This window comes from Brevibacillus sp. MS2.2, from assembly GCF_013284345.1.
Taxonomy (GTDB): Bacteria; Bacillota; Bacilli; order Brevibacillales; family Brevibacillaceae; genus Brevibacillus; species Brevibacillus brevis_C.
This window is the reverse complement of record NZ_JABSUZ010000061.1, coordinates 1-23,950: the sequence shown is the minus strand read 5'-3', so window position 1 is coordinate 23,950 and position 23,950 is coordinate 1. Positions and strand designations below refer to the sequence as shown.

At 47.2% G+C, this 23,950-nt stretch carries 9 protein-coding genes; all 9 read right to left on the bottom strand.

Annotated elements, in window-relative coordinates; genetic code table 11:
* A partial coding sequence (locus HP568_RS28940; protein WP_173630897.1) for a condensation domain-containing protein occupies positions 1 to 942 on the bottom strand: 942 nt, incomplete at its 3' end.
* Positions 943 to 995: 53 nt separating this feature from the next.
* Entirely contained in the window at positions 996 to 5,291 is a 4,296-nt protein-coding gene (locus tag HP568_RS28935) for a non-ribosomal peptide synthetase (RefSeq protein ID WP_173630896.1), read from the bottom strand.
* Positions 5,292 to 5,418: 127 nt separating this feature from the next.
* Positions 5,419 to 6,603, bottom strand: coding sequence for a DegT/DnrJ/EryC1/StrS family aminotransferase (locus tag HP568_RS28930; protein ID WP_048033087.1), 1,185 nt, complete (start codon positions 6,601 to 6,603; stop codon positions 5,419 to 5,421).
* On the bottom strand, positions 6,600 to 7,541 hold the full coding sequence (locus HP568_RS28925; RefSeq protein WP_173630895.1) for an ROK family protein: 942 nt from the start codon (positions 7,539 to 7,541) through the stop codon (positions 6,600 to 6,602). The genes HP568_RS28930 and HP568_RS28925 overlap by 4 nt, the downstream gene beginning before the upstream one ends.
* Complete coding sequence (locus tag HP568_RS28920; RefSeq protein ID WP_217366837.1) at positions 7,538 to 8,632, bottom strand: Gfo/Idh/MocA family protein; 1,095 nt, start codon at positions 8,630 to 8,632, stop codon at positions 7,538 to 7,540. The genes HP568_RS28925 and HP568_RS28920 overlap by 4 nt, the downstream gene beginning before the upstream one ends.
* A gap of 115 nt (positions 8,633 to 8,747) precedes the next feature.
* A complete protein-coding gene (locus HP568_RS28915) occupies positions 8,748 to 9,830 on the bottom strand; it encodes a hypothetical protein (RefSeq protein ID WP_173630893.1) in 1,083 nt (360 codons plus the stop codon).
* Between the two features lie 23 nt (positions 9,831 to 9,853).
* Positions 9,854 to 14,551 (bottom strand): type I polyketide synthase, encoded by a 4,698-nt coding sequence (locus tag HP568_RS28910; RefSeq protein WP_173630892.1) that lies wholly within the window; start codon positions 14,549 to 14,551, stop codon positions 9,854 to 9,856.
* Positions 14,551 to 19,230, bottom strand: a complete 4,680-nt coding sequence (locus HP568_RS28905) for a type I polyketide synthase (RefSeq protein ID WP_173630891.1) — start codon at positions 19,228 to 19,230, stop codon at positions 14,551 to 14,553. The genes HP568_RS28910 and HP568_RS28905 overlap by 1 nt, the downstream gene beginning before the upstream one ends.
* 4 nt (positions 19,231 to 19,234) lie before the next feature.
* A complete protein-coding gene (locus tag HP568_RS28900; protein ID WP_217366836.1) occupies positions 19,235 to 23,938 on the bottom strand; it encodes a non-ribosomal peptide synthetase in 4,704 nt (1,567 codons plus the stop codon).
* Positions 23,939 to 23,950 lie beyond the last annotated feature (12 nt).

Genomic DNA, 23,950 nt, shown 5'->3' with positions numbered 1-23,950 from the left:
AGCGATGCGATTGGAAGAAGCATGCAGTTGACGGTAAGTGAGGCGCTGTTCACCAAACACGACAGCGATCTCCTCGGGACGCTGTTCAACCTGTTTCTCCAGCATGTGTGCAATGCTTTGATCAAATGGATATTCGGTGGTAGTCTGATTCAAGCCATAGACCAGGTGCTCTCGTTCATCTGCTGACAGCATATCCATATCTGCGAGACATTGGTCGGCATCACGGACTAGATGCTCCAGCAGATTGAAGTAATGGCAAAGCAATCTCTCCATTGTGCTTTTGAAAAAGAGGTTTGTATCATATTGAACTTTGACAAAGATGCCCTCTTTTTCTGCTTCGATTTCTAATGAAAAATCATACTTTTTCCATTCAATCTCTTCATTTTTCTTTTTGAAGAGAACATCAAAGAGTGGATTTCTGCTCGGATCTTGGTCCAAATCGAGTGTTTTCACTAGTTCTTCGTATGAGAAACGTTTCGGAGCAAGAGCCTGCAAGCACACTTGCTCGATGATGGCTACATACTCACGCCAAGTGATTTCCTGATCCACGTGGCCAGCGATTACAGAGGTGCAAGATGCTTGGCCACCAGATTGTTGAAACGAATCAGACATCCACCCTACGAAGATTTGGTCTTGGCCAGAATATTTGGAGAGCAGTAGTATGAAAGCAGCCAGAAGCATGATTTCCATGGATACGGCTTCTTTCTCTTCAATAAGCTCCAGCTTTCTCTTTAACTCGAGGCTTGTCTTTTGTGCGACATAACCTTTCTCATTGCTTTTAACCGCTGGGCGAACACAATCTAATGGCATGTTTAATGTTTGTTCACGGTTTGCCAATATGTGTCTCCAATAATCATCCACTTGCCAATCATACAGCCTCTGTTCGACGTCTCCAGGTAGTTGGCCGTTCCTATTGGCAGTTCCAGCAAGCTTCTGAATCATTGAGTTGCTCTCCTTTGACATCAGGATTAGAGGATCATCTTTTTTCCTTCGTATCACCCTTTTTTGGGGGCAATCGATTCAAAGAATGAAGCCATCTCTTTAACGCCAGGATCTCTGAAAATGGAAAAATGATCCCCCTCCATTTCATGTAGATTGACTGGACTATAAAAAAATGCGTTCCATTGCTTTTCTTCTATCGAAGATTCTTTCGCTTTGATCAAATGAGCCTGTGCAAAAACTTTTCGCTGCGGATGATAGTGGACATAGGCATTCTGGAAATCGATGAACAAATTTAAATAGCGGTAAAAGTCTACTTGACTACTCTGTGCATATGCTGGAATTACTTGCAGAATTTCTTTGGGCATCAGGATTTCCAATGCTTCAAACGTAAGGTTGTGCGCTTCCATGTACTGAGCAGTCTTTTTATACAAACCATATAGCGTCGATTCATTCTCCATCTGAGAATTCAGTTCAGGAGCAGACAATACTTGTGTAATTTGCTGTCTGAATGAGTCTACAACCGATGCATCTGGAATTTGGAGATGCTGGTGCAGCAGCGGTGAGGAAGAATCGATGAGAACAAGCATCTCCACCTCATCTCCTGCAGCTTCTAGCTGCCTCGTGATTTCAAATGCCAATAGGCCACCTAGACTCCAACCAGCTAAAAAGTAAGGGCCGTCGTTTTGGATTTTTTTCATTTTTTCCAGGTATTTTTTTGCTAGCACCTCGATGGTGACATCTTGGCTACTTTCGCCATTGCTCATTTCTGCTGGAATGCCATAGCAGGTGAATCTGTCACCAAGGTGGTTTACAAGGTCAAAATAAGCGTCGATACTAACTCTAATGTCGTGAATCAAAAAGAGATTGGGAGCCTCCGTCGATCGTTTGTTGATTAAAACGAGGCCATGATCGCCATTAGCCGAGGCAGGCAAAGATTCCAATTGAATGTAAGAAGCGATTTCTGCGATTGTTGGATGGGTGTAAACATGACTAACAGGAATGTCCACGTTCATCTCTTGGCGAATTTGGCTTGCAATCAAGATGATTTTCAGCGAATTAGCCCCAACTGAGAACAGATTTGTTCGAATGCCAAGCTGATCGATACGCAATACCTTTTGACATATGTTTGTCAGCTTTATTTCTACGTCGCTAGTAGGCAGCCCATCTGTTGCTTGATCCACTTCAACAACGGGGGCAGGCAACCGTTTTCTGTTTACTTTTCCACTGGAGTTTAGGGGAATCTCCTCTATCGCCATAATCGCATCCGGTACCATGAAGCGTGGCAGTCGACTGGTTAGATAGCTCTTCAGCACTTCGGAGTCCAACATGTCAGAAGACACATAATAAAGGCACAGCAGCTTCTCTTCTGCTTGGCTTATCGATATCGCCGCAACGGCTGCCTCAATCTCTGGCAATTCGAGTAACACATTTTCAATTTCGCCCAATTCAATCCGCACGCCTCTGATTTTGACCTGCTCATCCTTTCGGCCCAAATACTCGATAGCTCCGTCCGGCATCCAGCGAACCAAATCTCCGCTTCGATACATTCTGTTACCTGGATACCACGGATCGTTGATAAATTTTTGCGCAGTGATCTCAGGTTGATTCAAATAACCTCGTCCCACTCCAACCCCTGAAATCATCAGCTCACCTGGAATGCCCATCGGCTGGAGGGTGTCTTCCTTGTCCACAATATACAGACGGATATTGTCAATGGGTTTTCCGATCGGAATGATCGTTCGCGGTGGTTGTGTCCCATAGCCTTCGGAACAATCAAACCAAGAGACTTCAACGGTGGTTTCTGTCGGACCGTATAGATTGATGAGCCTTGTTCCGCTCCGCTCATGAATGATTCGATTAAATGTGTTGACTGCACTTGGGAGTAGGGCTTCTCCACTCGCAAACATGAAGCGAAGACTGGACAGTCGCTCTGACTCCCGCTCTATGCGAGGCTCTACGTAGGAAAGAAAGCTGCTCAACATGGACGGAACAAAGTGCAACAGCGTGATTCGCTCACGAGCAATCGTTGCGAGAATCGCTTCGGGATCTTTCTCCTTGCCCGGCTCCAGAAAGCAAACACTCGCCCCTTGAAAATACCATCCAAAGAGTTCCCATACGGAAACATCGAAGGTAAAAGGTGTCTTCTGCAAAAAGCAGTCATCTTCTGTAATGAGAAACTGCTTATGCATCCAGTCTAGTCTGTTAATTACTGAACGATGCTCAATCATGACTCCTTTTGGATTGCCGGTGGAACCAGATGTATACATAATATAAGCTAGATCAGTTGGACTGCTTCTCGGTACAAGATTGGAATCATCACCTACATACAATGCAGGGTTCTGAACATTTACGTACATCTTCTCTTTTGGGTAGCTGCTTTCCAAAGTGTCTTGATTGACAAGCACAACCTTGGCCTGGCTGTCCTCTAGCATAAACTGCACGCGATCATGCGGATAGTCCGGGCTAATCGGCAGGTACGCACCACCTGCTTTCAAAATCGCCAGAAGGGCTACCATCATGTCAACAGACCTCTCCAGCATTACGCCTACCGTTACACCGGGGCCAACGCCCCTTTCCACAAGCACTCTCGCTAGTTGGTTGGTTTTCCTGTTCAGCTCCCGATACGTAAGCGATTGATCGGCACAAACAACCGCAATATTGTCTGCGTATGTTTGGACCTTATGTTCGAAGATCGATTGCAGTGTTTGTTCGGTGGAAAAATCGGAAATCTTCCTGTTGAAGTGATGCAAAATTTTGTCTTTCTCGTCCTCTGTCAACAGGCTAAACTCCCCTATTCTGCGTTCAGGTTCCGACAGGATTGCTTGAAGCAGACCGATGAAGTGTTCGCCCATTCGCTGCATTGTGCTTGGATCAAACAATTCCATGTTGTATTCCATGTTTAAGCAGATTCTTCCGGAATCGAGAAAGTAAACTCCGCAGGCAATATCTTGCCTGTTTCCACTCTGCAACGTATCTCCCTCCCCTCCAATGATGGATTCCGTGACCGAGTCCATTTCGGTATGGATGTTCATCGAGACACGGTACAAGGGATGATCCGTCTTGGAGAGAAGATGCTGTCGGCAAATGATTTCTTCCATTTCATCGATGTCGCATTCCTGATGTTCAAGGGCGCTGATCCAGATTTTCTTCACCTGCTGTAAATATTCAGGCAGTGTTTGTTCCGACGTAATTTGGAAGCGAATCGGAACAGTTCGAATAAACACACCGATACTGTTCTCGAGTCCGCTGTATCTGCGCGACGATAGAATGCCCATAGTGATGTCACTTTGAGCGGTGTATTTGGAAAGAAGGAGCCCATAGATTGCTGTCAAAAAAATACTTGGCGTGGCTTGATACTGTTTGGCGACGTTCTGAATAGCCTTTGCAGTCGATTCATCTAGGAAGAAGTTTTTGTTTCCATAGGTAGCTATCAGACCATTGCTACGGGGACGGTCTAGCGGGAGATTCAAAACTGGCAGATCGTCGGCAAACATATCCAGCCAGAAAGCTTTCTTTTCTTCGTAGGCTTCCGTGTGCTCGAGTTCGGTTTGCCATACGCAGTAATCGGCATATTGCAGATGGAGCTGAGGCAACAACCTTCCTTGGCTGATGCAATCCAACTCGTGATACACCAGTTTCAGGGAAAACGCATCAAAAATAATATGATGAAAATGAAGAATCAATAAACTCCCTTCCCCGGGCAGACGAACAAGACCAACGCGAAAGAGTGGAAGCTGGTCAAGTGTGTAAGGCTGATTGATTTCTGCCACGCACTTTTGAATAAACTCCTCCTGCAACTCTTTTTCCCCAGGAGCCTCCCAGTAGAAAAGGCGAAACGTATCCGATTCTGATTCATCGTGAACAAACTGAACGATGGCATCATCCTTGATCCCAACCGTGGTACGCAGCAATTTATGCCGTTTGATTATGTATTGAAAAGCCCTCTCAAGCACATAAGGATCAATTTCATACGCTACTTTTCGAAAATCGAGAACGGCATTCTCAAGTCCGTCGAAGTAAGCTAAGTACATCTTTTTTTGTATCCAGGAAACAGGGTAAAAGGGTCTGTCCGGGACAGGTTTTATTAAGGCAAACTTGTTTTCCTGTGAGGTGCGGATATATTCAGCCAGCTCCTTGATCGTAAGGTAGCTAAAGATATTTTCCAAAGAGATTTCGATATCAAATTCGACACCAATTCGGACCTCAAGCTCCAACGCTTTTAGTGAGTGTCCACCCACTTCGAAAAAATTGTCCTGAATGCCTACGTCATTTAGTTGGAGAACATCTATCCAAATCGCTTTTAGTTTTTCTTCGACATCGTCAAGCTTTGTCTGGGTGGTTCCGTTCATCGTCCGCATTTCCTCCTTTTGGAGCTGGATAAAGAAGGAACGGGTCCAGAGTCATTAGCTCCGGCACCCGTTCTCCCAACACATCAGCTATCGTCAATCCATCAGGCCCAGCATGCAAATGCAACTGCTATGATATCTTTGCTTCTGCGCCGGCTTGCAGTTCCTTAACAGTTTGGGCGATACCTTTTACTGCTTCTGCATCACCCAACAGTGCGCGATGATGAATCCAGATCACTTCTTCCGCTACTTTTTTAGAAACAGGGCAGTTCAACTGATTAGGGAAAGTATAGGTATCCCCCAGACTGGCGACGAATTCTTTGAAGATTGGCGTATCGTGAATCTGTGTATATGCAATAAAGGCTGGAATGCCTTGCTCGTTCAGCATTTCAACAAACCGCTCTCTCTGGATCCCGCCGAATTTTAAAGGATTGTAGTAGAACATGTACATGTAGTGCGTATGGATCGTGCACTCTTCTTGACGGCTTTGTGGAATGATTCCTTCGATCTTTTTCATTTCCTCATCAAGAATGTGAGCATTGCGCTCGCGAAGCTCGTTTTGTTCAGTGAGACGGGAGGTTTGCGGCAACAAGACAGCTGCTTGGAACTCTGAAAGCCGATAATTGGAGCCTTCGACAAGGTGTTGATATTTCTTATCTCCAAAAGGTCGGCCGACATTGTGATATAGAAAAGCCTGTTCATACAGATCCTGTGATTTGGTGGTCAGCGCGCCGCCTTCCCCTGCCGTCATCAATTTAAACTGCTGGAAACTGAAAACCCCAGCATCTCCTATGCTACCTGCTCGTTTCCCCTTCCATTCTCCACCGTGTGCATGGCAAGCGTCTTCGATAATAAACAGGTGAAACTCATCAGCAATCTGCTGGAGTAGGTCCATATCGCACATATGTCCTGCCATATGCACCGGAATCATCCCTACTGTACGACTAGTCACAGCTTCCCGAACTTTTACGGGATCGAGGCAGAAAGTACCGGGATCGACGTCCACAGGAACAGGAATCGCCCCAAGGCTCATTACAGGCAATGCGGTCGAGATAAAGGTAAAGGCGGGAACAATCACTTCATCCCCCGGTTTTACTCCCAAGCTCGACATAACCAGCTGAATCGCGTGTGTACCGTTTGTAACGGCCAAAGCATGCTTCGTTTGATGCATCTCGGCGAACACTCGTTCAAATTCTTTTACTTTAGTGCCAGACATGCGCCACCACTGATGACTGCGTAAGGCTTCCAACAATTCTTTTTCTTCGCTTTCATTCGCCATCGGCCAGCTTGGGAATCTTTCTGTCAGGTTACTCATTTGCGAACACCTTCCAATTCTTTGATTTTTCCAAACATTTGCAAACCGTAAGCAATACCGCCCCAAAGCGCCGCATCCTCTCCCAGGGCGGAAAGTTTTACGCTGACATTCCGTTGCGGCAGAGTCCCCAGGAAATCTTGAATGTGTTTCTCAAGGGATCGATAATGGTCAGGGAATCTGCTCGCCATGCCTCCTCCCACGACCACCACTTCAGGATCAAAGAGACGTATAGCATTTGCAATACCAATAGCCAACATTCGAAGGGAATCGGTTACAATCCACTGGGCAGTTTCATTTCCTTGAGAGGCTAAATGAAACACTTCGCTCGCTCTCGTAATAGACAGTCCTTTGGATTGAGCTATTCGTTCCATCGCCCTGCCAGATGCGTACATTTGCAAGCAACCGATACCTCCGCAAGGACAGCGCTCTCCCCAAGGATCAACCGTTATATGGCCCAACTCGCCGCTTGCTCCTCTTGCCCCCGTATACAAATTTCCCTGTAAGACCAGCGAGCTGCCGATCCCGGTGCCAACTACTACATACAGAAGTTGTTGAACCGAGTGATCGAGTCCAAATGCGTATTCTCCCAAGGCTCCAAGATTGGCATCATCAAACAGCACGATAGGCTTGCCCACTAAGGCTGCGAACGTATCACGAAAAGCAAAGCCATTCCATTCGGGACGATTCGGCCAGGTGACAATCGTTCCTGAGGCATCATGCAACGCAGCGAGTCCAGCTACAATACCGCGGATTTCTCTTTGCGCCAGCTCTTCCCAATTGCTGATGACACCAGCCATTTGCGAAATCGCTTGACGCGGACCCGTGTCCTTCTCCAAATCGATCCTTATGGATTCCATCATCGTTGCACTCTCGAGATCAACGAGAGCCATCCTTACTGTGGAGCCTCCAAGATCAATCGTAACGAGGCATTCTCTCATGTGACAACAAGTCCTTTACGAGCAGATTGATAGAGAAGCTGGATCAGCTGAACGACTTTTTCCCCGTCCCTTACCGAGATGCCTGGTTGACTTTTTTCTCTGATACACGCCACAAGATGATCAGCCTGGCGCTTAAAAGCAAGGAGCGGATCTGGTTTCGTAGGGAAAGGTATATACTGCGCTTCTTGACCAGCTTGAGTGAACAACAGATGGGGCTGCTTGTACAATCCCTGATCGCTAAAGCCGAACAGGGTGCGTAACGTCAGGCTTCCGCGCTCGCCTTTCAGATGAATCTCCACAAAATCCCCGTCCACATCATCTTGCCAACTTACATGAAGCTTGCCGAGCACGCCGTTGGCAAACTGAATCATGCCTACTGCAGTATCTTCCACCTCAACCCTTTCTGATTCAAAGCTGCCCAGCCAATTGCTATACCCCTCCTGAGTGGAAACAGGGCGAGAATAAATACTGGCCAGGCAAGCAACTGGCTCATCGGCTTCTGTCAAATAAAGCAACTGGTCAATCATATGGCTGCCCAGATCAATGAGGACTCCGCCTCCGGAAAGTTGTTTTTGGGTAAACCAGCTACCCGGACGGGGTATTCCTTTCTTTCGACGCCAACTGACTTCACAGATTTGAATCTTGCCGATCTGTCCAGACCGGATTCTTGACCGCAACTCCTGAATATCATCACGGTAACGATTCACGAACCCCATCAACAAAACAGTTCCGGTTCCCTGCGCAATGTGGCGCAGAGCTACAGCGTCTTCTGCTGTCGTCGTCATCGGCTTTTCACATAAGACATGGATTCCCCTATCCAAGAAGAATTTCGTCAATTCGAAATGAGTATGATTGGGGGTACATAAAATCACCGCATCCAAAGGAACTTGTCCGATCTCACTAAGACTGGAATACGCCATTGCGCCTGTTTGTTTCGCCAAACGGCCAGCGCGAGTTGCATCTGTATCGTAAATCGCTTGAACTGACACGTTATCCATCGACATAAAGCTGGGGAGATGTGCGTATTCTGCGATCCAACCCGCTCCAATAATCCCTATGGAAATCTGACTCTTTTGGGCCAAAGCATTCATCCTTTTCATTTGTCGTATGTTCCTGCTCTTGACTCATTCGGTTCTAAGAAAGATTTACCCTTCACGTTTTTTCATTTTTATCAAATTTTACCATATCGCTACTTGTTACTACGGATTATGTCAACAGTTCAAGCGTGAAGGAAGTCACCCTTTTTTCTTTTTCGCACATGCCCATAAGTAGTTCTCGTAACGACTCCATTTCGCTCTGGTGTGATTGGTTGGCGCCCCTGCTGTAACTGAACTTGTAATATAGTTTAATGAGCGTGTTTCCATATAGTTCCCAATCATGACACAGTTTTTTATATTCGCTGGTCAACTGGTCGAATGCAGTCTCATTCACCCAGTTATTTTTATACAGAATCAGAGGCAAATGAATGGTAGATTTCCGAAAGAAATACGGATTTTTGATCGCCACGGCCTTACGCTGAAAATTCGGAAGGGATATCCCTAGCAATCTTTGCTCGATGCTATCTGCAAATCGCTGGATGACTGAAAGTCCATACGCTGTATAAATTGGTGAATTTTCCGAATGTATCCCCTTGATTTGGGTGCGTTCTTCCAGAAGGAGAGAATGGAGATTCCCTTTTATCAGCTCTTTTGTACATCTGGAAAAAAATTGTTGCTCTTCTTGCTCTTTGATTCGCGCCGCCAAGAGAGACGGGGCCTGTGCAGATGCAAAGGCCCGATCAAAACAATCGTAGGGAAGCATGTATTTCTCCATTTTACTTGGCTGCATGCAATCCTCGATCAAAAGATATGATTTCGTCTCTTCGTTGTAACCATAAAGAAAAGCAGGGTGTACGATATGCTGTTTTTCCGAGTCTACACCGGAGGGATAATAAAAGCGGTCCAAATCCACAAAAACATAGTAGCCGTTTCGTAAAAATTCCTTGATGGCGGGATGACCACTTTCTTCTTTTGCAAAGGAATAGGTTTGGAAATCCAAAACGGAAGAAAGATCTAACACGCGAACAACATCTAGCAGCAGCATTCCATCTTCATGTGCTTGACTTTTGTTTTCTGTCGTTTCATCCCTAGCGTCTTCTTCCAGCGAATGTAACTGATACTTTGTTTCTGCTAAGCATGGGGTATACTCAAAATTTTTATCGTGATTCATCAGGATCGAGATCAAATTGTTATTGACGCAATTTATCCATGTTCCATTAAAGGGCTCCACCGGGAGTGAAAACGCTTCCAACGATCTACACCTCCACACTTATCCTAGACCGGCTCACTCATCTCTCTGATGAACTGGTCCGCTTCGTCCGCTGTTATTTTTCCTTGCTCCAAATCATTCATGATTTGTTCAATCGTCATGTTCCGTTTTATCGGAGTAGCTCGTTTTCTCTCAAGATAGGTAGCCATATCATGTACGGTCGGATAGGAGAAAATATCGGAGATCATAAACATGCCAGGATAGGCTGCATCCAATTCCTTTTGGAGCCTGACCGCAAGCAGTGAATTTCCGCCCAAATCTTCGAAGTTGGCAAAGATGCTGATCTCCTCAAGACCGAGCACTTTTGCCAAGATAAGCGCGATTTCCTGATCCCACTTCGTTATCTCCTGATGATCAGCTTCTTTTATGATCGCCGTTTCTCGGATAGACGAGTGTTCAAGTGTGCTGCTACTGCCAAGTGCGCGATCGATTGCCTTCTCGATACTCTCCGCAAGCACATAATCTTTTGCCAAGCTGTGTCCAATCGTTTCTTTTGTGAGTTTTGGCTTCAATTGACCGACGATGACCTGGCAAATGTCTGCTTCCAAAAGCTCTGTGAAGATCGCCGCTCCCTGACTTGGCGAGATGCTCTCGAAAAGGTTGTACTGATTGTCTGTATCGTACGCTTGACCCATTCCAACATCCCGCCACAGAGGCCAATTGATGGTAAGCGCTTGTCTCCCTGTTTGACGCATATAGGCTGCATACAGATCCATGTAACTGTTCGCCGCCACGTAATCACTTTGTCCGATACCGCCTGTCAACGTATGCATGCTAGAAAACATCACAAAGAAATCGAGATTGTCTTGCCGTGTGATTCGCTCCAATATCCAGGTGCCCCTTACCTTCGCTGCCATAACTTCCCGGATGCGGCTCTCTGGTTTGCGCACGAGCAATCCTTCCCCTGCTACCCCAGCACAATGGATCACGCCATGGATGGCTCCGGACTCTTTGCGGATTTTCTCAATCACTTCACGCATCTGGTCCTCTTGGCTAATATCTGCTGGATGAATCTGCACGATCGCGCCGTTTTTCTCCATCTCGTGGATAGAGGCAATCTGTTGGATCCTTCTCTGATCTTCCCCCTTAGATACGATGTCTGCCCACATGTCTCGCACGGGCAATCCTTGCCGACTGATCAGGTGGATTTTCGCAGGACTCAAACGGCTGATCTGTTTGCCGATTTCCAAACCCAATCCTCCGGTCCCACCTGTAATCACATATACGCCGCCTGCATTGATCACTGGCTTCTCGCCTGTGGCTGCCAGGGTAGTTTCCTTCAATCGCTCCACGTACCGCTTGTTGTTGCGATAGGCAACTTGGTACGGGGCATCTGTGACCGCAAATTCTTCGATAATCAATTTCGGATCGGTATAAGCATCGATATCAATGAACCGGATACGTACATGAGGAAATTCTTCTCGTGCTACTTTGCCAAGGCCCAGCAAGCATCCATGCTCTGGGTGAAGGGGCATCTCGTCTCCCGTTACTCGGTTGCCCTGATCGCACACGAGGATGATTTCTAACTCTTCACCAGCAGAATGAGCAAAGAGACTGTCTAGCAAGTAATACAGACTGGAAAAGCCTCTTTCCTCCGCCTTGCTGAGTCCGTCAACATCCTGAATCTCCGTTTCCGTCATGCTCATCAAATGGATAATTTTCTTAATCTTTTTCGCCTGCCATTGCGGCCACAAGCAATGATAGTCTTCACGATCCTTGGCTTGGCTGTAAGCGATCTCGCTCAGTTCTCCATAAATGTCGCGTAGATGCTCCTGAAGTCGCTCGGCAATCTCTCCCTCCCCTTTGAACACAGCCACGGCCTCTTCAAGCACAGTCTGCGGCTTTTCACGGGATGAAGATGGTGCCTCCTGGAGAATCCAATCCTTTTCGTAATAGCTCGCCCTCGTTATCTGGCCATTTACCTGCTTGATGGTATATCCAACTATTTCAGCGAGTACCTCTCCATCGGCATTCAAAATATCGATGTCAAAAGTTGCTGTTTGGTTTCCTTCTCCCTGCGCGCGCCTTTTTACATAACTGTAAATAGCAGGAGGAATAGGGGCGTGAACCCGGATCTCCTGATAGTAAAAAGGCAGATACAAAAGGTCATCCATGCTGCGTATCGCGATATTGACTGCATTGTCCATCATAGCTGGATGATAGAGGTAGTGTGCCGTTTCTTCACGATAGGAATCTGCGAGTTGGATCGCAACCAAACATTCCGTGGCTCCTATTCGAAGCCCTTTGATATTGTTCCAGTGTGGTCCTGTCGTAATAAAGCCTCCGCTCGGCTGCAGGTCAGTTGTGCTGGAAGCAAACGTACTTTGCAAGGCCAGCAGGTCTACGCGTTTTTGCTCCTGCGTGGAACGACACAGTTTACCCTCCGCATGCTTGCGCCAGGAGCCATCTGCTTGATCCTTACTGGCGATATAGAAGTGATTTTCGTCGCCCTCTTTTTTTACCGTGATTTGCAGTTCATGGGTCTCCTCTTCCTGAAGCGAAAAGGGCTGCAAAAAGGCGAGGTCCTTGATGACAGTGAGACCGCCTTGTTGTCTGCCAACTTCGAGCAGCATCTCGATATACGCTGTGCCGGGCAAGACATACTCGCTACCCACCATGTGCTCGTGGAAGACCCAGTCTGTTGTAACGGAAAAGGCTGTCGTATACACCGTCTGCTCGATAGTGTCGCAAGTATATCCGCGAAGCAGTGGGTGTCCTAACGCTTGTGGAGCGGTCTGCCGATATCCTTGATTGCTGCTTTCTACCCAGCAACGAGTTTTATGAAACGGATAGACGGGGAGGCTTAGGCGATTGCACATGGACGGGTCGTATAATTGCTTCCATTCAATAGCCGCTCCCAAAACATATAGCTCCCCCAAAGAGTGATAGAAGGACATTTCTTTTCCTCGGGTAGCCTTAGAAGTGAGCAAGTCTCTAGCTTGCAAGGACAACTCCTGCTTTTCTCGCTCTGTCCATTTCTTCTTCAGGTTGTGCGGATGATCGGCTGATGATCCTCTGCTGACAACCACTTCGTGAATCTGGTACAATACCTGCTCACTAGAGGCAAGACCATGTCTCTTCAGATATTCCAGCTTGCTGAGCAGATCGTCGTAACCTGAGAAGATGATCATCAATCGATGGTTGTAATGGCCGCGTCCCGTGCTCGCTGTGTAGCACAGGTCCTGCAAATCAATTTGCTTGTTCCTGTATAAATAAGCGACATAGTCTGCCACCAGCTTGGATAGTACCTGCTCATCTTTTCCAGATAGCGGAAGCAAATAGAGAGAGGGCTCGTCCTTTTTCGTGTATAGCTGAACTTCTGGAGCCTCCCCTACTACCATGTGGCAATTGGTTCCGCTAAAGCCAAACGAACTGATACCCGCGATTCGCGGTCCTCCCGAAGTTGTCCAATCCCGGAGACGATCATTCACATAGACGGGCGAAGCAAAGAAATCAATAAAAGGATTCGCCTCCAGAAAGTTGATGCTCGCCGGAATTTTGCGGTGGCGCATAGCCAGCAACACTTTTAGCAAGGATGCTAGCCCTGATGCTCCGACAGTATGTCCGATGTTCGTCTTAACCGTTCCAATGGCACAAAACTGCTTTTTCTTTGTATAGCGGGAAAAAGCTTTGACAAGACCATCAATCTCGATCGAATCTCCCAATTGGGTTCCAGTTCCATGCGCTTCGATGTAGGAAATCGCTTCGCCATCGATGCCCGCCTCCTGCCATGCTCGACAAATGACTTCTTCCTGCGCACGAGCATTCGGTGCCGTGATCCCGTCTGATGTTCCATCGTTGTTTACTGCGCTTCCTTTAATCACGCCGTAGATATGGTCTCGATCCCGAATTGCATGCTGAAGAGGCTTGAGGATGACGGCACCCACCCCTTCTCCCCAAACTGTTCCATTCGCCTGTTTGTCAAATGTGCGGATCAGATAATCTTCCGACTCGACTAGACCAAGCATCGGATTTTTGATTGGGCTGTAATTAATGTGAATCCCACCTGCGATCGCCATGTCGCAAACGCCCGATACAATGGCTCGGCACGCTTCATGGACGGCAACCAGTCCGGAAGAGCATGAAGTATCAATGACAAGGCTCGGACCCTTTAAATTAAACCAATAGGAAATTCGACTAGACAGAATGGCTGACCACGTGCCAGATAGCAACAAAGGATCTTTTTCCGCCGCATTGTCTCGATACCATTGTCCCCAGGTATGATCCGTACCGATATATACACCTGTATTCGTTCCGCTGATGTCTTTGTAATAGTATCCTGCGTCTTCCAGGGCTTGATAGGAAGTTTCCAACATCAATCTTTGCATCGGGTCCATGAATTTTGCTTCGACAGGAGAGATTTGGAAAAAAGCAGGGTCAAACTGATCAATGCGATCCAGATATCCGCCCTTAAAGAACCATTGATTTTTTTCCACTTGCCCCAATAGACGTTCATCGATACAATCCCGAACGCGTGAATCAGGAAACTCATCGATGCAATTTTGCTGATGCTTCAGTTGCTCCCAAAAGTGAGCCAGATCCTCTCCTTTCGGAAATTTGCCTGCCATGCCGACAATGGCAATTTCTTTGTCCACCATCGGCTCTGCAAGCTTCTGACACTGCTCCAATAGCGCTGCTGCATCTGTCGGATTCATTTTTTTGGTAGCGACTAGTTCAAAAATAAGTTTTTCTACTGCCGTCATTACACACCTCCTCCCTTATTTTTGTAGGCATCAAGTGCTTCGTGCACGGATATTTCTTGACTGGCTAATCGCTGCAACAAATCCAGTGTCGTTGCTGCACTGACAGTGCTGCCATTGAGTTGCTGGTGCTTTTTCTCTATGTAATCCGCCATTTCCGAGATCGTCGAATAGGTGAACACATCTGAGATATTCAAGATCGGTCCATATTTTTCTTCCAAGAGCCTGAATAGATAGACAGCCAGGATAGAATTGCCTCCCAGACTATTAAATTTGGCAGAAAGGCGTATTTCTTTGACACCGAGAACTTGTGCCCAAATCATGGCGACTTCTCTTTCTGTGGCGGACAAGGCAGATTCATCTTTATCCAAGATGTGTAGATGTTCTTTTTGAGCAGGGCGATCCGCTTTTTCCTCTCGCGGAGATTCCAACTGCGTTCGTAAAAAGCTCGCTAACTGGTTGCTTAACACATAATCATGCCCCAAGCTTTGTCCAATGGCTTCCTTGGTGAGTCGGCGTTTCAGTTGACCGACAATCACCTGATTTTGGTCTGCATGCAAAAGCTCTGTAAAAATCGTTGCTCCCTGTCTTGGCGCAAGGCTCTCGAACGGACTATGTCGATTGTCCACCTCGTACGCTTTCCCCATTCCAACGTCTTGCCACAGTGGCCAGTTGATAGTAAGAGACTTTCTGCCTCGTTGGCGCATGGAGGCTGCATACATGTCCAAGTAACTGTTTGCCGCCACATAATCGCTCTGTCCAGCTCCGCCTGTCACCGTGTTCATACTGGAAAACATCACAAAGAAATCAAGGTCGTCATCTCCTGTGAGCTGATCCAATATCCATGTGCCTCTCACTTTGGCCGCCATGACTTCCCGGATGCGGCTTTCTGGCTTGCGAACGAGCAGTCCTTCTCCTGCCACTCCCGCACAATGGATCACTCCGTGGATAGCGCCAGAATCAGAGCGGATTTTTTCGATCACTTGGCGCATCTGACTCTCTTGACTGATATCTGCTGCATGAATCTGAACACTCGCGCCGTTACTCTCCATTTCGCGGATTGCAACGATCTGCTCAATTTGTCTTTGCTCTCCTCCGTTGGTAACGATGTCCTCCCACATCTCTCGGACTGCCAATCCTTGTCGGCTGATCAGGTGGATGTTTACCTGATTTAGACGGCTGAGCTGCTTGCCGATTTCCAGGCCTAATCCCCCGGTCCCGCCTGTAATCATATACACACCGCCAGATTTAATAACGGGTACTTCGCTTGTTACTTCCAGCGTCGTTTCCTTTAATCGTTCCACATACCGCTTGTTGTTGCGGTAGGCTACTTGATACGGCGCATCTGCTACAGCAAACTCTTCGACGATCAAATTGGGATCGGTATATGCATCGATATCGATAAACCGGATACGGACATGGGGGAATTCTTCCCGCCCTACTTTACCAAGGCCCAGCAAGCACCCATGTTCAGGACGGAGGGTCGTTTCGTCCCCCGTAACACGATTGCCATGATCGCACACGAGGATGATTTCCAGCTCTTCACCAGAAGAATGAACAAAGAGACTGTCAAGCAAGTAATACAGACTGTAAAAGCCCCTTTCTACCGCTTCGTTGAGTCCCCCTATGTCCTGAATCTCCGTATCCGTCATGCTCATGAAATGGATGACTTTTTTCATTTTTTTCGCCTGCCATTGCGACCACAAACGGTGATAGTCCTCACGATCCTTGACTTGGCCAATTGCATCCCCGTAGGAGACTTCAACGATGTCTTCATAGACATTGTTCAGACACTTCCGAAGCCGCTCGGCAACCTCTCCTTTTCCTCTGAACACTGCCACTGTCTCGCCAGAAGCGGCTTGCTGCTTTTCATCGGATGGGGGTGGGGCTTCCTTGCAAATCCAATCCTTTTCGTAATAGCTCGCTGTAGTCATCTGGGCATTTACCTGCTTAATGGTATACCCTTCAATTTCAACGAGCACCTCGCCATCGGGATTCAATATGTCGATGTCAAATGTTGCTGTTTGGTTTTCTTCCCCTTGTGCTCGCCTTTTCACATAGCTGTAAATGTCAGGTGGTATAGGGGCATAGACCCGAATCTCCTGATAGTAAAAAGGCAGATACAAATGAGCATCGATGCTCCGTATCGCAATATTGGCGGCATTGTCCAGCATGGCCGGATGATAGTGGAAATGAGCCGTTTCTTCGCGATAGGAATCTGCGAGTTGAATGGAAACTAGACATTCCGTCTCGCCCGTTTGCAGCTCCTTCATGTTGTTCCAGCGTGCTCCTGTCGTAATGTAGCCCCCGCTCGATTCTACATCGGTTGTGCTGGGAGCCTCATGGAACGTCCTTTGCAGAGCAGACAGGTCTAAGCGCTTTTGCTCACGCGTCGAGCGGCACAGTTTTCCTTCCGCATGCTGGCGCCAGGAGCCATCTGTCTGATCCTTGCTAGCGATAGAGAAGTGATTTTCGTCGCCTTCTTTTTTCATCGTGATTTTCAGTTCATGACTCTCAGATTGCTGAAGTGAAAAAGGCTGCAAAAAAGCAAGGTCCTTGATGACAGTGAACTCGCCTTGTTGTTTTCCTACCTCTAGAAGCATCTCGATGTACGCCGTGCCAGGCAAGACATATTCGTTTCCGACCATGTGCTCGTTCAGGACCCAGTTATCTTTGACAGACAATCCGACTACATAAGTAACTTGATCAGAAGTATTTTCACCCAAACTTGTGAGCAATGGATGCTGGGACTTCGGTGAGCTTAGTAGCTTGTTATCCGCATAATCCTCCTGATTAATCCAGCAACGAATTTTCTGAAACGGATAAACCGGCAAACTTAATCGGTTGCACGAAGCCCCGTCAAATAAACGCTCCCATTGGATTGCGGCCCCCGCTACGTATAGCTCACCCAAGGACAGATAGGAAGACAAATCTTTATCTGAAGCGTCGTGAACCGTTGCTGTAACGTTGCCACTCTCCCCTTCATGAACCTGATACAACACCTGCTCCCCCGATGCAAGGCCGTGTCTTTTCAGATGCTCCAGTTTACGGATCAGATCGTTGTGATCTGTAAAAATGATCGCCAATCGATGGCTGTAATGACCGCGTCCCGTGCTCGCCGTGTAGCAAAGGTCCTCTAGATCAACTTGACGGTTTTGGTATAAATAAGCGGTATATTCCGCAACTAGCCTCGTTAGCACCTGTTCTTCCTTGGCAGATAACGGTAGCAAATAGAGTGACGCTCCGTTTTTTTGCTTAAAAGGTGCGGGCGGGGCCTCTTGCAATACCATGTGGCAATTGGTCCCGCTTAATCCGAATGAACTGATGCCAGCCGTTCGGGGTCCTCCAGAAGGCGTCCACTCTCGTAGCTGGTCGTTCACATAGACAGCCGACGAGCTAAAATCTATATTTTTATTCGGCTTTTTAAAATGGAGAGAAGGGAACAACTTTTGGCTTTTCATGGAATAGATGACTTTTACTAAACCGGCAATCCCGGCCGCATGATCGAGATGTCCAATATTGGTCTTAATGGAACCGATGGCGCAAAACTGTTTTTTCTTTGTATAGCGGGAAAAAGCACGTGTAATTCCCTCTATTTCAATCGGATCGCCTAGCCTCGTTCCCGTTCCATGTGCTTCGATATAGGTGATGGTCTCAGGGTCGATTCCAGCATCCTCCCATGCCTGGCAGATGACTTCCTCCTGCGCTTGCGAATTGGGGGCGGTGATGCCGATCGAATTGCCGTCCTGGTTGATTGCGCTGCCTTTGATGATGGCATGTATATGGTCCCGGTCCTCTAAAGCTTTTTTCAACGGCTTTAGTAGAACGACACCCATTCCCTCGCCTTTTCCGGTTCCATTGGAGCTCTCATCGAATGTTTTGGTTCTTTCGTCAGATGATTCAATACCGATTTTTACATGCTCGTGGCTTTTCAGCGGGAACAGATTCAGCTTGATCCCCCCTGCCAATGCCAAGTCACAAGACCCTTCGATAAGTTGGCGGCAAGCAAAATGAATCGCGACGAGAGAGGAAGAGCACGCCGTGTCGATGGCGATGGCTGGCCCCTTCAAATCCAACAGGTAAGAAATCCGGCTGGCGATAATGGATTGGATATTGCCAGGAATAGCGATGCCCATAGCTTCCGGTGCTAGAAGCTGAATCCCCCTCTTATACACTTCGCCAAAATCTGTGCTATAGCCAATAAATACCCCTGTCTTGCTTCCTGCTAACCTCAAACCTCCGTAGCCAGCTTCTTCGATTGCTTCCCAAGCCAATTGCAAAAACAAGCGTTGATTCGGGTCCATTAAGCTGGCTTCTCGTGGGGATATCTGGAAAAAGCCAGGATCAAATTGATCAATCTCTGACAAATATCCCACGCAGTCAAAACGGGCTTTTTCTTTTTCAACCTGAAGCATCGGGAGGAAAAGGGCGGCATTTTCTCTCCGGTTTGCCGGAATATCCTGGATGGAGTCTATGCCCAAGTGGAGAAGCTTTTCCATCCCGGAAACAGTGTCAGCATGGCCTAACCGAGACGCGATTCCCACAATGGCAATATCTTTTTCTACTTCCTTTTGCTGATCCTGTCGCAAATAATGAATGAGGTGGGCGGCAATGTTTTTATCTAACTTGCCAGAGCCGACATGCTTCAGGATATAGGAGTACATCTCTTCTTTTTTTGCCATAAGCTTACTCTCCTAATTTTTTCAGGATATCTTCTACCGATGCTTCCCCTTCGCTAAATTCATCCAATAGCTGTAAAATATCGCCGATTTCTTCTGATTGCCCTTCCCTCTTCACTCTTGGCTCTCCTTGATCTGACTGGACTTTTTGAATGTGCTGCGCCATGGCACTAATCGTTTTGCACTCGAACAAATCGATGACCTTGATTCGCTGCGGATACTTCTCTTCAATTTTGGCTTGCAATTGAACGATCAGATGCGAATTTCCTCCGAGATCAAAAAAGTTCTGCTTTGTCCCGATCTGTTCGATGCCCAGCAACTCTCGCCATATCTGGAGCAAAAAGCTTTCCACTTCATTTCTAGGCACATGCAGCTCACCTTGCTCCACGGAATCATGTGGAAGAGTCATAGCCTGCAACGTTTTTCGATCGATTTTTTGATTGGAGGTAACGGGCATCGCCTCCAGGCGTACAAATCTCGCCGGGATCATATAAGAAGGAAGCAACTGACGCAAAGATTCTTGAAATTCCGGAACCCCGATGTCTCGGGTCGATGTATAATAGCAAATCAATTTATTGGATTCACTTTCTTTGACAGCTACAACGACAACGGACTTGATCCCTGGCATTGCTTCGATTTTATGTTCGATTTCCCCCGTTTCAATCCGGTATCCTCTTACTTTGACCATTCCATCGTTGCGTGAAATATATTCAATCTGTCCATCCATCCCATATTTGCCCAGATCTCCAGTATGATAAACGATCTGATCCGTAAAGGGATGGGAGCGAAATGCTTGTGCGGTCTTCTCCCTGTCACGGAAATACCCTGGGGTAACACCAGCACCACTTATGCAAATTTCACCCGATACCCCAGTTCCGCACAAATTTCCATCTTTGTCCAAAATACAAATTTGATTGTTCAGAATTGGCTGACCAAGCGGGACAATCGATTTTCCCTTCAACTCACTTTCCACTTCGTAACACGTAGCCCATATGGTTGCTTCCGTCGGCCCATACATGTTGTACAGTTTAGCGTTGGGGAAATAGCTTCGAATCTCTTTGGCTAGCATGGGACTCCAGGCTTCTCCGCCGATCAGAATAGTTTCAAACTGTTGCAAGCAAGCCAATTGTTGCCCATCCTGTTGAGCAAGACCAAGCATGAATTGACTGATCAAAGTAGGAACAGAATGCCAGACATTAATCCGATTTTCCGCTAGATAGGAAAATAACAAAGCGGGGTCCCTTAAGCGCTCTGGTGACACAATATGCAAGGTTGCTCCACTCGCCAAGCAGCCAAACATTTCAAAAACTGAAATATCAAAACTGACAGAAGTCACCAGCATCATATTATGCGCAGGTCCCAGACGGAATTGCTGCTGACTCCATAAGAGATAATTGATAACATTTTGCTGGGTAACCATGACCCCTTTCGGCGTTCCAGTCGAGCCTGAGGTATAAATAACGTACATTAACTCAGATTCCGGTCCATCAACAGTATCCGTCGATTGCTTATGGATATGTGAATTGCCATAGTACCGAAGATGACCAGTCGTTTCTGCCAATAAGTCATCCCCCGATACATCCACAATCATCTCCAGATGAGTCCCTGCGATTTCCTCAAGTATTGGAATGAAGCCTTTTTCCGACAAAACCGTTTTCAGTTGGCTATGACGGATCATATAAGCAATGCGTTCGTTTGGAAAATCAACATCCAACGGTATATACGGACGACCGGACTTAAGTATCCCCAAAAGCGCGATGACTATCTCGATGCCTCTTGGCAAATAGACGCCGATTGGTTCCCGCTGCTCCTGCCCGATGATTTGCGTAAGGAACGCGGCCAATTGGTTGGATTGCTCATTTATTTGTTTGTAGGTAAGACTCCTTCCCTCAAAAACCACTGCGATCTGATCGGGATTTTTCTTCACTTGCGCCTCAAATAACCGATGTACCTGGTTCGGGGCATCCATGACGACAGAGGGCGGATTGAACATTCCGAACATGTTTGCCTTGTGCTCGGCATCCAATAACTCATAGCGGCTAAGCAAGGCTTCCGGATTATCAATGACCTGATCAATTAAAAATGAAAAATAGTCAACATATTTCTTGATAGTTCCTTCTGCAAACAGCGTCGTCTTGTATTCCATCCTTACTTCCATTTGCTCCTGTTCCATTTTGCAAATGCAGCTCAGATCATAGAGACTGATGCGGTCATTATCTTGCGGGACGTTATCGTATAGCTGGAAAATCGTGGAGAAAACAGGCGTTCTGCTCTGATCTCTATCCGGGTTCAGCTTCTCGACGAGGGTATTGAACGGATATCGGCCATTAGCATAAGCTCGCACACATTTGTGTTTGATGGCCTCTAGAACCTCGTCAAAACGGGAAAGTCCACCAAAATCGACCCGAATGCAAACCATGTTCATAAATAAACCGATGACGTTCTCCCACTCCTGTTTTTCCCTGCCGGAAACTGGGAACCCGACAATGATGTCGTCTTCTTGGCTAATTTTGTGCAGGAAAAGAAAATAGACAGCCAAGACTGTCATATACAAAGTGGTGGATCGATTTCTCGCAAGCAAACGTAATTGTTCGGTTTTCTCTTTCGATACCATGAATTTGATGTAACTGCCGTCGTAGACGAGAGAATAAGGGCGTTCGAAATCGGTTGGTAAGTTGAGTACCGGAAGCGGCTTAGCGAGCTCGTTCATCCAATAGTTCTCCATGTGCTGGAATTCCTCAGAATCAAGCCATCTTCTCTCCTGCTCCACCCAGTTTGCATACTGTAAAGGAACGGCTGGTAACTGGATTGCTCGCTTCGAACTGATTTGCTCATACAGCTCCATCAATTCCTGGAAAAATAAACCGACACTCCAGCCATCCGAAATGATGTGATGCATATTTACACAAATACGATGTTCAACAGCAGACAAACGATGCAATTCCATCCTGAACAATGGTTGCTCAAAATCAAATGGAGTGGCATTCTGCTCATCCAGTCGTTTGGCTGACAGCTCTTCTCGAAGAGGTTCCTGTTGATAATCTCTGTAATGAATGACATTTTTCCAATCAGGTAAAACGAATTGTTTCGGAATACCATCGACATTTTTGAAGACGGTACGCAACGAGGCGTGGCGCTTCGTCAAGACGTCTAGGGCTTGCTGCAACACATCCAGGTCAACCGCCATCTTCACGTGTTTGATGACTGGTAAATGATAGGCGGTCGTTTGTCGATCATAGTTTTGCAAAAACCAAATCCGATACTGTGCTTTGGAGAGGTCATGCCCATTGCTTTGCTCAGTTGTTGCGGATGGCTTCACAGGTGTCGCTTGCGATGGTAGCAAAGATTGGTCCAAATAAGCCGAAAGCTCAGGGATCGTTGGAAATTCAAAAATTTCAGCGATAGAGATAGGCTTATTCAGATGCGTATTTAAGAGATTCGCCATTTGCGTAGCGATAATAGAGTCTCCACCGACTTCGTAGAAGCTTTTCTGCAGATCAATTTCTGTTAACCCAAATGTGTTAGCCCAGACGTGTGCCAATTTTTTCTCGGTGTCTGTGAGTTCATCTTGATTTTTTCCGACAATGGAAATGTCAATAGAAAGAGCATCCCCAGCGGCAGACGGTGCTGCTCGATTGGTAACTTTCCGGACCATGCCAGGTGCCATATGCACCGGGAAACGTTTGGCTAGTGATTCATCTATCTCCTCAAAGCGTATATCCGCGATGATTACCCGTGGATGTTCGGGTAGGTTGGTAAATGCCTGAATGGCCTGAGCCGTTTTCAGCGGCTTGAACAGTCCGTTGCCGTCTGTCACGCCATAGTCCGCCGCCATGCCTGTTTCTTCCCACGCGGTCCAATTGATTGTCGTGGCACGAATACCTCGCTTGCGCAGGTAAGTGGCGAAGCCGTCCAGATACCCATTCGCGGCAACATAATCGCTCTGTCCCGGGCTGCCCTCCACGGTCGCCACGGAGGAAAACAGAACGAAGAAGTCAGGGCGCTCCTCCAGCAAGTTGTACAGCAAATAGCTACCCTCGATTTTCGGCTTGGTCACCTTCGTAAAGTCGGACCATGTTTTCGTAAACAGAAAACCGCTGCCTGCTACTCCTGCCGCATGAATGATTCCTTTGACCTCGCCGTATTCCTCACGTAGCTGTTTCAAAGTAACTGCTACCTGCTGCTCGTCGGCTATATCGCACGAGCAGACCATGATTTTGCTGCCTGATTGCTCAATCTCTTCCACACTCTCGATGATTCGCCGTGTTTTCATATCCGTGTCACTTTGCTTGAGCTCCTCCCAGACTTCACGAGGGGGAAGTCCGCTTCTACTGATTAAGCCCAGGCAGATTTTACTTCGGGATGCCAGATGCTTGGCAATCTCCAGTCCAATTCCGCCAGTTCCGCCGGTAATGAGATACAACCCGTCTTCTTGCAGCTCCAGTGGCTGAACAGGCTCCTCAACTGCGCAACGGCCGAATTCCTCCACATACCGTTCATTTCCACGATAGGCAACCTGGTAAGTAGCTGTTTCCGTGTATATTTCTGCCAAAAGACTTTCACAATCCGTATCCACGTCGAGATCGATACTGCGACACTTCACATTAGGGTACTCCGTATTCACTACTTTTCCCAGTTGGAACAGTGCCGTATGACACGGCTCAATCTCTTCTTCGCTTCCCGTCACTTCCCAGCCGTTCCGGCCCAGCACGACAAGCTCCAT